9 protein-coding genes are annotated in these 12,294 nt (G+C 38.4%); all 9 read left to right on the top strand.

The window, feature by feature from the left end:
* Position 1 precedes the first annotated feature (1 nt).
* The 9 genes from ACXYSN_RS02855 (at position 2) to rpoD (ending at position 12,287) form a co-directional block, all read left to right on the top strand.
* A complete protein-coding gene (locus ACXYSN_RS02855; protein WP_458636086.1) occupies positions 2 to 715 on the top strand; it encodes an O-methyltransferase in 714 nt (237 codons plus the stop codon).
* 75 nt (positions 716 to 790) lie between these two features.
* Complete coding sequence (gene prsA / locus ACXYSN_RS02850) at positions 791 to 1,780, top strand: peptidylprolyl isomerase PrsA (RefSeq protein ID WP_458636085.1); 990 nt, start codon at positions 791 to 793, stop codon at positions 1,778 to 1,780.
* 209 nt (positions 1,781 to 1,989) lie between these two features.
* Positions 1,990 to 3,201, top strand: coding sequence for a cell division peptidoglycan polymerase FtsW (gene ftsW, locus ACXYSN_RS02845; RefSeq protein WP_458636084.1), 1,212 nt, complete (start codon positions 1,990 to 1,992; stop codon positions 3,199 to 3,201).
* 23 nt (positions 3,202 to 3,224) lie between these two features.
* Positions 3,225 to 6,050 carry a phosphoenolpyruvate carboxylase gene (gene ppc / locus ACXYSN_RS02840; protein ID WP_458636083.1) on the top strand — a complete coding sequence of 942 codons (2,826 nt, stop codon included), beginning with the start codon at positions 3,225 to 3,227 and terminating at the stop codon, positions 6,048 to 6,050.
* A 436-nt stretch (positions 6,051 to 6,486) separates the two neighbouring features.
* Positions 6,487 to 7,488 carry a tryptophan ABC transporter substrate-binding protein gene (gene trpX, locus ACXYSN_RS02835; RefSeq protein ID WP_458636082.1) on the top strand — a complete coding sequence of 334 codons (1,002 nt, stop codon included), beginning with the start codon at positions 6,487 to 6,489 and terminating at the stop codon, positions 7,486 to 7,488.
* 60 nt (positions 7,489 to 7,548) lie between these two features.
* Positions 7,549 to 8,415: an ABC transporter permease gene (locus ACXYSN_RS02830; RefSeq protein ID WP_036752806.1), complete on the top strand. Its 867-nt coding sequence runs from the start codon at positions 7,549 to 7,551 to the stop codon at positions 8,413 to 8,415.
* On the top strand, positions 8,412 to 9,170 hold the full coding sequence (locus tag ACXYSN_RS02825) for an ABC transporter ATP-binding protein (RefSeq protein WP_458636081.1): 759 nt from the start codon (positions 8,412 to 8,414) through the stop codon (positions 9,168 to 9,170). Before ACXYSN_RS02830 ends, ACXYSN_RS02825 begins: the two co-directional genes overlap by 4 nt.
* Before the next feature lie 244 nt (positions 9,171 to 9,414).
* Entirely contained in the window at positions 9,415 to 11,175 is a 1,761-nt protein-coding gene (gene dnaG, locus ACXYSN_RS02820; RefSeq protein WP_458636080.1) for a DNA primase, read from the top strand.
* A 2-nt stretch (positions 11,176 to 11,177) separates the two neighbouring features.
* Positions 11,178 to 12,287: an RNA polymerase sigma factor RpoD gene (rpoD, locus tag ACXYSN_RS02815; protein WP_004252673.1), complete on the top strand. Its 1,110-nt coding sequence runs from the start codon at positions 11,178 to 11,180 to the stop codon at positions 12,285 to 12,287.
* Positions 12,288 to 12,294 lie beyond the last annotated feature (7 nt).

Raw genomic sequence — 12,294 nt, 5'->3', positions numbered from 1 at the left:
AATGGTTGAGTCATACAGTAAAAATGCTAACCACAACATGCGACGTCCTGTCGTAAAAGAAGAAATCGTCGAATTTTTACGTCAACGACAAAAGCAAGTGTCAGGTTCCTTAAAAGAACTAGAAAACTTTGCTCGCAAGGAAAATATTCCAATCATCCCTCATGAAACTGTCGCTTATTTCCGTTTCCTAATGGAAACAATTCAACCAAAAAATATTTTAGAGATTGGGACAGCGATTGGATTTTCAGCTCTTTTAATGGCAAATCATGCCCCAAACGCAAAAATTACAACCATTGATCGGAATCCTGAAATGATTGGTTTTGCCAAGGAGAATTTCGCCAAGTTTGATAATCGCCAACAAATTACTCTCTTGGAAGGCGATGCGGTAGACGTCTTGTCAACATTGACAGATACCTATGACTTTGTTTTTATGGATTCTGCCAAGTCCAAATACATCGTATTTCTTCCAGAAATTCTCAAACACCTAGATGTTGGAGGAGTAGTCGTCTTGGATGATGTTTTTCAAGGTGGTGACATCGCTAAGGATATCATGGAAGTTCGACGTGGACAACGAACAATCTATCGTGGTTTACAAAGACTATTTGATGCAACTTTAGATAACCCAGGACTAACAGCCAGTCTGGTTCCTCTTGGAGATGGGATATTGATGCTGAGAAAGACTCAAGCAGTAGTTGAACTGCCAGATTTTGATTAATTTCAGATTTTTTTAAGACAATTTAGTAAAATAGATAAGGTAAACATTTATCTAGTGTATAAAAAAGGAGTAAACATGAAGAAAAAATTATTGGCTGGTGCCATCACTTTGTTATCAGTAGCTACTTTGGCTGCTTGCTCAAATAGCTCTGAAGGAGCTGACCTCATTACTATGAAGGGTGATGTTATCACAGAACATCAATTCTATGAAGAAGTGAAAAACAACTCAACTGCTCAACAAGTTTTGCTTAATATGACTATTCAAAAAGTTTTCGAAAAACAATATGGTTCTGAAGTAAGTGAAAAAGAAGTAGATGACGCTGTAGCAGAAGAACAGAAGAAATATGGTGATAGCTATCAAATCGTTCTTTCTCGTGCTGGTATGACAGCAGAAAGCCGTAAAGCTCAAATTCGTACAAGTAAATTAGTTGAGTATGCTGTTAAAAAAGCTGCAGAAGCTGAATTGACGGATGAGAACTACAAAAAAGCTTATGACGAGTACACTCCAGAAGTAACTGCTCAAATTATTAAACTTGACAGTGAAGATAAGGCTAAAGAAGTTCTTGCTAAAGCAAAAGAATCTGGAGCTGACTTCGCACAATTGGCTAAAGATAATTCAACAGACGAAAAGACAAAATCAAATGGTGGAGAAATCACCTTCGACTCTGCATCAACAGAATTGCCAGACGTTGTTAAAAAAGCAGCCTTTGCCCTTGATGTTGATGGTGTTTCAGATGTGATTACAGCTCCGGGTACACAAGCATATACTAGTAGCTTCTATATTGTAAAATTGACTAAGAAAACTGAAAAATCTTCTAATATTGATGATTATAAGGAAAAATTGAAGACAATCATTCTTACTCAAAAACAAAATGACGCTACCTTCGTTCAAAGTATTATTAGTAAAGAATTGCAAGCCGCAAATATTAAGGTTAAGGACCAAGCCTTCCAAAATATCTTTACTCAGTATATCCAAAGTGATACAACAAGTGAAACTACAACTACGTCAGCAGCAACCGATACTACAACAACAGCAGGTGAAACTACAACAACGTCTTCAAACTAAAGATGACAACTCTATCTTTCTACTCTTGAAAGATAGAGTTTTTTTAAATCTTCCTTAGTTAAAAGTTATAAATGAAAATAATTGCTGTGTGACTTCTTCAAGCTTAAATTCTAACCTTTATAGGGTAAGAGTTTTTTTCTAACTCAAAAAATGGTATAATAGCAAGAAAACTAAAATTAATAAAAAATAAGATTTGTTAGTGGTGAAGTATGAAAATTAGTAAACGGCACCTGTTGAATTATTCCATTTTAGTGCCCTATATCCTCTTGTCTGTTTTGGGCTTGATAGTGGTATATTCGACAACGAGTGCGTCCTTAATCCAAGAAGGACAGAGCGCTTTTCAATTAGTTCGAAACCAAGGTATATTTTGGTTCGCTAGTTTAATACTGATTGCAGTTATCTATAAGTTGAAGCTAGGATTTTTACGTAATGAACGCTTGTTATTCATTGTGATGTTTTCAGAGTTAGTATTGCTTGCTCTAGCACGTTTGATTGGGATTCCTATTAATGGTGCCTACGGTTGGATTAAAGTAGGACCAATTACTGTTCAACCTGCCGAATACTTGAAAATTATTATTATCTGGTACTTGGCTCAACGTTTTTCAAAACAACAAGAAGAAATTGGTGTCTATGACTTTCAAGTTTTAACTCAAAACCAATGGTTACCAAGATCTTTTAATGATTGGCGATTTGTACTCATAGTCATGATTGGTAGCTTGGCTATCTTCCCTGACCTTGGAAATGCGACAATTCTCTTTTTAGTAGCATTGTTGATGTACTCAATTAGTGGAATAGCTCATCGATGGTTCGCAACCATTCTCGGAATATTGACCAGTGTATCCTTTGTATCATTAACTGCCATTAAATTGATTGGTGTTGATAAGGTTTCGAAGATTCCTGTATTTGGTTATGTAGCTAAACGCTTTAGTGCCTTCTTTAATCCATTTGATGACGTAGCTGGTGCGGGACACCAATTAGCCAATTCGTACTATGCAATGGTTAATGGTGGCTGGTTTGGCTTAGGTTTAGGTAACTCTATCGAAAAGCGCGGTTATCTACCTGAAGCACACACGGATTTTGTGTTCTCGATTGTTATTGAAGAGTTTGGTTTTGTCGGAGCCAGTCTTATTTTAGCTCTCTTATTCTTCTTAATCCTCCGCATTATCTTGGTTGGTGTTCGAGCAAAAGATCCATTTAACTCAATGGTGGCAATCGGTATCGGTGGAATGATTTTGATCCAGGTATTCGTCAATATAGGTGGGATCTCAGGTTTGATTCCATCTACAGGTGTAACCTTCCCATTCCTTTCTCAGGGAGGGAATAGTCTATTGGTTCTTTCTGTAGCCATCGCCTTTGTCTTAAATATCGATGCTAGTGAAAAACGTGCAAAACTTTACAGCGAGTATGAAACACAGCTCTAAGAAAAAGTAACAAGGAGAAAAAAATGTCTCTTCAAAAGTTAGAAAATTTTGGTAACAAAACTGTCGTGCAAGAAGAAGTTCAAATCTTGACAGATTTACTTGAAGATATCACGAAAAATATGCTTCCCGCTGATACCTTTGACAAGATTATGCAGTTGAAGGAGCTATCATCAAAATTAGACTATCAAGGTTTGGATAAAGTAGTAAGAGGTCTTTCCAATGATGAAATGGTCTACATTTCTAGATATTTCTCTATTTTGCCACTTTTGATTAATATTTCTGAAGATGTTGACTTGGCATACGAAATCAACCATCTAAATAATATTGGCCAAGATTATCTCGGTAAATTATCAACAACCATTGAAATGGTCGCTGAAAAAGAAAATGCCGCTGAAATTCTTGAACGTCTGAATGTCGTGCCAGTATTGACAGCCCACCCAACACAAGTGCAACGGAAGAGTATGTTGGATTTGACCACACATATTCATACTCTCTTGCGTAAATACCGTGATGTGAAAATGGGTCTTATTAACGAGGAAAAATGGCACAATGATCTTCGTCGCTATATTGAGATTATCATGCAGACGGATATGATTCGTGAGAAGAAACTAAAAGTAACGAATGAAATCACTAACGTGATGGAATATTACAATAGTTCCTTCCTTCAGGCAGTACCAAATCTAATGCTAGAATATAAACGTCTTGCGAAAGAACAAGGAATTGACCTTAAACAAGCCAAACCTATTACTATGGGAATGTGGATTGGTGGAGACCGAGATGGAAATCCATTTGTAACTGCTGAAACTCTCATGCGTTCAGCAACCATTCAAAGCGAAGTCATCTTCAACTACTATATCAGCAAGATTTCTAGTCTCTATCGTACTTTCTCTCTTTCTACTAATCTATCCAAGACAAGTAAGGCTGTTGAAGAAATGGCAGCTCAATCTCAAGATACTTCTGTTTTCCGCGAGAAAGAACCTTATCGTCGAGCTTTTCACTTTATTCAATCAAAATTGATTCAAACACTATTGAATCTAAAAGAGTGGGCGGTTGTTGGTTCATCAGCAGATGAACGTCATCATGTCGAACGTCTTCTTGGCGCTCAAGGGCATCAACAAGGAGAAATCACTGACTATATCAGCAATCGAATCTCAGGAGCTATCCAAGATTTGGCAGATGAGCGTCCTCCTTACTACGAAACAATTGAAGAGTTTAAGCATGACTTATATGTCATTAAGGATTCATTGCTTGAAAATAAGGCAGAAGCCTTGTTGACAGGTGAGTTTGCAGAGCTTTTAGAAGCAGTCGAAGTATTCGGATTCTTCCTGGCATCAATCGATATGCGCCAAGACTCAAGCGTCCATGAAGCCTGTGTTGCTGAATTGTTAGCATCTGCTGGTATTAATGACCACTATAGCGATTTGTCAGAAGATGAAAAGTGCGAGTTGCTTTTACATGAATTGTTAGAAGATCCTCGAATCTTGTCAGCGACTCATGCTGAGAAGTCTGAACTGCTCGAAAAAGAATTGGCTATTTTCCAAACTGCTCGTGAATTAAAAGATCGTTTGGGAGAAGACGTTATTCGTCAAACAATTATCTCTCATGCAACTAGCGTATCTGATATGTTAGAATTGGCAATCATGCTTAAAGAAGTTGGTCTTGTAGATGATGAAAAAGCGCGTGTACAAATCGTTCCTCTTTTTGAAACAATCGAAGACTTAGATCATTCTGAAGAAACAATGAGAAAGTATTTCTCTTTACCACTTGCTAAGAAGTGGATTGCTTCTAGAGATAATTACCAGGAAATCATGCTTGGCTACTCTGATAGTAACAAAGATGGTGGATACCTCTCATCTTGTTGGACACTCTATAAGGCACAAAAACAATTGACTGCTATTGGTGATGAGTTTGGTGTCAAAGTAACCTTCTTCCACGGTCGTGGGGGTACCGTTGGTCGTGGTGGTGGCCCTACTTATGATGCCATTGCTTCTCAACCACTCAAATCCATCAAGGATCGTATCCGTTTGACTGAACAAGGTGAAGTTATCGGAAATAAATACGGAAACAAGGATGCAGCCTACTATAACCTTGAAATGCTGGTTTCAGCAGCTATTAACCGTATGATTACTAAGAAGAAGAGTGATACCAATACATCAAATCGCTATGAAGCCATCATGGATCAAGTGGTAGAACGCAGCTACGATATCTACCGTGAGCTCGTATTTGGAAATGAACATTTCTATGATTATTTCTTTGAATCTAGTCCAATCAAGGCAATCTCAAGTTTCAATATTGGTTCTCGTCCAGCAGCTCGTAAAACGATTACTGAAATTGGTGGTCTACGCGCCATCCCTTGGGTATTCTCATGGTCACAAAGTCGTGTTATGTTCCCAGGTTGGTATGGAGTTGGTTCAAGCTTTAAGGAATTTATCGATCAGGATCCTAAAAATATCGAAACGCTTAGAGAAATGTATCAAAACTGGCCATTCTTCCAGTCTCTTCTCTCTAACGTAGATATGGTTTTGTCAAAATCTAACATGAACATTGCCTTTGAATACGCTAAACTATGTGAAAGTGAAGAAGTACAAGCAGTCTTCTATACTATCTTAGATGAATGGCAATTGACCAAGAACGTTATCTTGGCCATCGAAGGCTACGAAGAACTTCTGGCAGAAAATACGTACTTGAAAGATAGTCTAAACTACCGTATGCCTTATTTCAATATCCTTAACTATATTCAGTTGGAGTTGATTAAGCGTCAACGTCGTGGTGAGCTTTCTTCAGATGAAGAAAGATTAATTCATACGACTATTAACGGAATTGCTACAGGATTACGTAATTCAGGTTAATATAAACTTCATTTTCCAAAAACCGTAGGAATTTTCGTAATTTTTTAAAATAATTCATGAAAACTCTTGACAAGCTTTAGGAAAATGATATAATTTAAGCATTCAGAAAGTAATCATCGAATTTTTCTAGAGAGTCTGTGGTTGGTGGAAACAGATAGGTGGAAGTGATGAAAATTGGGCTGAATGTTATTAAGAATTTGAAATCATAAGAATTCGGTGAGCACACCTTACAGTGCAACTCGTTTTAGCGAGTAAGAGCGATAGGACTAGTTCCTATAATTGAGGTGGCACCGCGCATCGACGTCCTCACACAAGTTTTTTGTGTGAGGACTTTTTCTATGGGGAGTAAAAAATTATGGAAATCAAACGATGGCGTCGCTTGAATAAGTGATTGAATAAAAAAAATAATAAGTTAAGAAGAAATAAGGAGAAAATTATGAAGAACAAACGTCTACTCGGCATTATCGTAGCATTAGCACTTGTAGTTGGTGGAAGCTTAGTATATTCTAGCTTAACGAAACAAGAAACTAAAACTGAGACAGCTAATAAAACAGCTAAGGTTGGTGTTCTTCAGTTTGTAAGCCATCCATCACTTGATTTGATTTACCAAGGAATCCAAGATGGACTTGCTGAAGAAGGTTATAAAGGTGACCAAGTTAAAATCGACTTTATGAACTCTGAAGGTGACCAAAGTAAGGTTGCTACAATGAGTAAACAATTGGTGGCAAACGGAAATGATGTCGTTGTCGGAATCGCAACACCTGCGGCTCAAGGTCTTGCAAGTGCAACAAAAGACCTTCCTGTTATCATGGCTGCTATCACAGACCCAATTGGTGCTAACCTTGTACAAAACTTGGAAAAACCAGGTGGGAACATCACTGGGGTGTCTGACCACAACCCTGCTGAACAACAGGTTGAATTGATCAAAACATTGACTCCTGATGTTAAGACAGTTGGAGCTCTTTACTCAAGTAGTGAAGATAACTCTAAATCTCAAGTTGAAGAGTTCAAAACTTACGCTGAAAAAGCTGGTTTGAAAGTAGAAACTTTTGCAGTTCCATCAACTAACGAAATTGCTTCTACAGTAAACGTCATGACTGGAAAAGTAGATGCAATCTGGGTTCCAATTGACAACACAATCGCATCTGCGTTCTCAACTGTAGTATCAAGTAACCAAACAGCTAAAAAACCAATCTATCCAAGTGCAACTGCAATGGTAGAAGCCGGTGGTTTGGCATCAGTCGTTGTGGATCAACACGATCTTGGTGTGGCTACTGGTAAGATGATCGCTAAAGTCTTGAAGGGTGAAAAACCTGCTGATACTCCAGTCAATGTCTTCTCAACTGGTAAATCAGTGATCAACAAAAAACTAGCTCAAGAACTTGGAATCACTATTCCAGAATCAGTTCTTAAAGAAGCTGGTCAAGTAATCGAATAAGAATGAAGGAGGAGTTGGAGACATCTCCTCCAATTTTTAAAAGAAGGAAATGAATGTAACATGATAGTATCGATAATTTCACAAGGATTTGTCTGGGCTATTCTAGGTTTGGGAATCTTTATGACCTTTCGAATCCTCAACTTTCCAGATATGACAACGGAGGGCTCTTTCCCGTTGGGAGGAGCGGTAGCAGTAACTCTAATCACACAAGGAGTCAATCCTTTTCTTGCTACCTTAGTAGCTGTTGGAGCAGGCTGTCTTGCAGGTTTAGCGACTGGTCTTCTTTACACGAAAGGAAAGATTCCAACACTCTTGTCTGGTATTTTGGTGATGACTTCTTGCCATTCTATCATGCTCATGATTATGGGACGCGCAAACCTTGGGCTTTTGGGAACCAAACAAATCCAGGATGTTCTTCCTTTCTCATCTGAGGTTAATCAATTATTTACAGGCTTGATTTTTGTGACTTTGGTTATCCTTCTCATGCTTTTCTTCCTAGATACCAAACTTGGACAGGCCTATATCGCGACAGGAGATAATCCAGATATGGCTCGTAGTTTTGGTATCAATACTGGACGCATGGAGCTTATGGGCTTGGTCTTGTCAAATGGTGTGATCGCACTTGCTGGTGCCCTTATCGCTCAACAAGAAGGCTATGCCGATGTCTCTCGTGGTATCGGTGTTATCGTAGTTGGTCTTGCTAGCTTGATTATCGGTGAGGTCCTCTTTAAGAGTCTTACCCTAGCAGAACGCTTGGTTACCATTGTTGTTGGTTCGATTAGTTACCAATTCTTGGTATGGGGAGTCATTGCTCTCGGATTTAACACCAGCTACCTCAGACTTTACAGTGCTCTTATCCTAGCCACTTGTCTAGTCATTCCAACCCTTAAGGATAAATACTTGAAAGGAGTCAAGTTAAGCAAATGACAGCAATTGTTGAATTAAAAAATGCCACAAAAATTGTGAAAAATGGCTTCGACGAGGGAAAAATTATCCTAAACGATGTTTCACTTGAAATTTTTGAACATGACTTCATCACAATCTTGGGTGGAAATGGAGCAGGGAAGTCAACTCTATTTAATAGCATTGCGGGGACTCTACCATTGACAAGTGGTAGCATTCGCATCATGGGCGAGGATGTAACTCATTTTAGCCCTGAAAAGCGTGCCAAGTATCTTTCTCGTGTTTTTCAAGATCCTAAGATGGGGACAGCTCCACGTATGACGGTTGCAGAAAATCTTTTGATTGCCAAGTTCCGTGGAGAAAAACGTGGACTTTTCCCAAGAAAATTGTCATCCTATAAGGAAGAATTTCAAGCAACCATTGAGAAGGTTGGCAATGGGCTAGAGAATCATTTGGATACTCCGATTGAGTTTTTATCAGGTGGACAAAGACAGGCTTTGAGTCTCTTAATGGCAACACTAAAACGTCCAGAACTACTTTTGTTAGATGAACACACGGCTGCACTTGACCCTAAAACAAGTGTTGCCTTGATGGAATTGACAAATGACTTTGTTAGCAAGGATCATCTAACAGCTTTGATGATTACCCACCATATGGAAGATGCTCTAAAGTATGGAAATCGCTTGATTGTTATGAAAGATGGACAAATCATCCAAGATTTGAATAAGGATGAAAAAGCCAAGATGAAGATTTCAGATTACTATCAACTGTTTGATTAGGAGTTCATATTTACAATAAGCTTAGAGATAATTTTTACCTCTAAGTTTTTTGTTTTTGAAATGAATAGAAAATTTTAACTATGATTTTTTATTTTCAAGGTTATTTGCTTTTAAATGAAATTTTACTTTAAAAAGTTCATAATCTATGAAATAGGAGTATGTAAAGGGGATGAAATGGTTTACTTTTTTTCAGAAATAAAGTATACTATATAAAGTAAACTGTGATAAAATGGAGGTATTGTCTATGGTTGACAAGAGAGTCATCGAAGAAATCAAAAACAATACCAATATTGTCGAAATCATAGGAGAAGTAATTTCCTTACAAAAATCTGGACGGAACTTTTTAGGGCTCTGTCCTTTTCATAGTGAAAAGACCCCTTCCTTTAACGTAGTGGAAGATAAGCAGTTTTACCACTGTTTTGGTTGTGGCCGTTCTGGAGATGTCTTTAAGTTTATTGAAGAATATCAACAAGTTACCTTTGCCGATGCCGTGAGGATTCTAGGCGAACGTCTTGGGATGCACCTGAAAACTCCTGTCCATAACACTGCTCAACATACGTCCCCTCATCAAAATCTTTATGAGATGCATGATAAGGCTGCACGCTTTTATCATGCTATTCTCATGACAACAAAAATGGGTGAGGAAGCAAGAAACTATCTCTATAAACGTGGCTTGACTGATGATGTCATTAAACATTTTATGATTGGTTTAGCTCCTGCTGAACGTTCTTATCTCTACCAACGTTTAGCTAATGATTATAGCGAAAAGGACTTGCTGGATTCAGGTCTGTTTTATCTTTCCGAGAGTAATCAATTCTTTGATACCTTCCATAACCGGATTATATTTCCACTCTCAAACGACCAAGGAAAGGTAATTGCTTTCTCTGGACGGATTTGGCAAGAGACAGATTCTCAAACTGCCAAGTATAAAAATAGTCGAGCGACGGCGATTTTTAACAAGAGCTACGAATTATATCATTTGGATAGGGTAAAAAAAGGCTCAGGTAAAGCTCCTGAAATTTACCTGATGGAAGGCTTTATGGATGTTATCGCTGCCTACCGTGCTGGTATTGAAAATGCAGTAGCTTCCATGGGAACGGCCTTGACTGCTGAACACGTCGAACATCTCAAACGCTTTACAAAAAAAGTGATTATCACTTATGACGGTGATAAGGCAGGACAAGCTGCAACTGCTAAAGCTTTGGACGAGCTTAAAGATCTACCTGTACAAGTAGTCCAGATTCCTGATGCAATGGATCCTGATGAGTATTTACAAAAGAATTCTCCAGAGGATTTGGCTTATCTTTTATCCAATACTCGAATCAGTCCGATTGAGTTTTATATCCATCATTACAAACCTAGTAATAGTGAAAATCTCCAAGCACAGATTGAGTTCATTGAGAAAATTGCACCTCTTATCGTCAAAGAACCTTCTATCACAGCTCAGAACACCTATATTCATTTACTGACGGATCATTTACCATCTTTTGATTTTCAACAAGTAGAGCACATTATTAATGAAAGTCGTGTTAGACAGAGACAAGAGAAGGTTAAGCAAGTCGTTAATCCGACACCTATCACAATGTCAGTTTCTAAACAACTGACAGCAGTTATGAGGGCTGAAGCGCATATTCTTTACCGTATGATGGAACATCCTTTGGTGCTCAATGATTATCGCTTAAGAGATGATTTTGTATTTGAAACACCTGAGTTTCAAACCTTGTATGGTCTGCTGATTGATAATGGATTAATCACTTCGGAAGATTTGGCTAACCAGACTAGAGAAGTTGAAAATGCTTGGTACCAAGTGTTAGCCTTGGATTTACCTTCTGAAATGTCTCCAGAAGAGTTAAAAGAAGTGGAAGAGTCGAGAAATCGTGCTCTGTTGAATCAACAAAATTTGCAGATTAAAAAGAAGGTTCAGGAAGCTAGTCATGTAGGTGATACAGAAACTGCTTTAGAAGAGCTTGAACGCTTAATTGCCCAAAAAAGAAGAATGGAGTAAGAATGGCAAAAAAACAAAAAGAAGTAACAACTTTTGATGTCCAAGTCGCTGAGTTTATTCGTAACCATAAGAAAACTGGTACTGCGACAGATGATGAAATTAACAATGTCCTTGTAATTCCTTTTGCTCTTGATGTTGAAGGGATTGAAAATCTTTTGCAACGTATTCAAGATGCAGGTATTGCAATCACGGATAACGAAGGAAATCCAAGTGAACGTGTTCTAAGTACAGAAGAAGAACCGGAACTAAGTGATGAGGACTTAATTGGTTCTACATCTGCCAAGGTCAATGACCCTGTTCGTATGTACTTGAAAGAAATTGGAGTTGTACCTCTTCTTACAAACGAAGAGGAAAAAGAGTTGGCCCTTGCTGTTGAGGCTGGCGATGTTGAAGCTAAGCAACGTCTAGCAGAAGCTAACCTTCGTTTGGTTGTGTCTATCGCGAAACGCTATGTTGGACGTGGAATGCAATTCCTTGACTTAATCCAAGAGGGTAACATGGGGCTTATGAAAGCCGTTGATAAATTTGACTACTCTAAAGGGTTCAAATTCTCAACTTATGCAACTTGGTGGATCCGTCAGGCTATTACTCGTGCCATTGCTGACCAAGCTCGTACCATCCGTATCCCAGTTCATATGGTTGAAACCATTAACAAACTTGTTCGTGAACAACGTAATCTTCTTCAAGAGTTAGGACAAGATCCTACTCCTGAGCAAATTGCTGAACGAATGGATATGACGCCTGATAAGGTTCGTGAAATCCTTAAGATTGCTCAAGAACCAGTTTCTCTAGAAACGCCTATTGGTGAAGAAGATGATAGCCATCTTGGTGACTTTATCGAAGATGAAGTGATTGAAAATCCAGTTGACTACACAACTCGTATCGTTTTGCGCGAACAGTTGGATGAAGTTTTGGATACTCTTACAGATCGTGAAGAAAATGTTCTTCGTCTTCGTTTTGGTCTCGATGATGGGAAAATGCGTACGCTAGAAGATGTGGGTAAAGTCTTCAATGTTACACGTGAGCGTATTCGTCAGATTGAAGCAAAAGCTTTGAGAAAACTTCGCCAACCAAGTCGAAGCAAACCGCTTCGTGACTTTATCGAGGATTAAGATAGAG

The sequence above is a fragment of the Streptococcus sp. V869 genome, from assembly GCF_054353515.1.
Note: the sequence above shows the minus strand (reverse complement) of the source record. Positions and strands in the feature narration are given on the sequence as shown.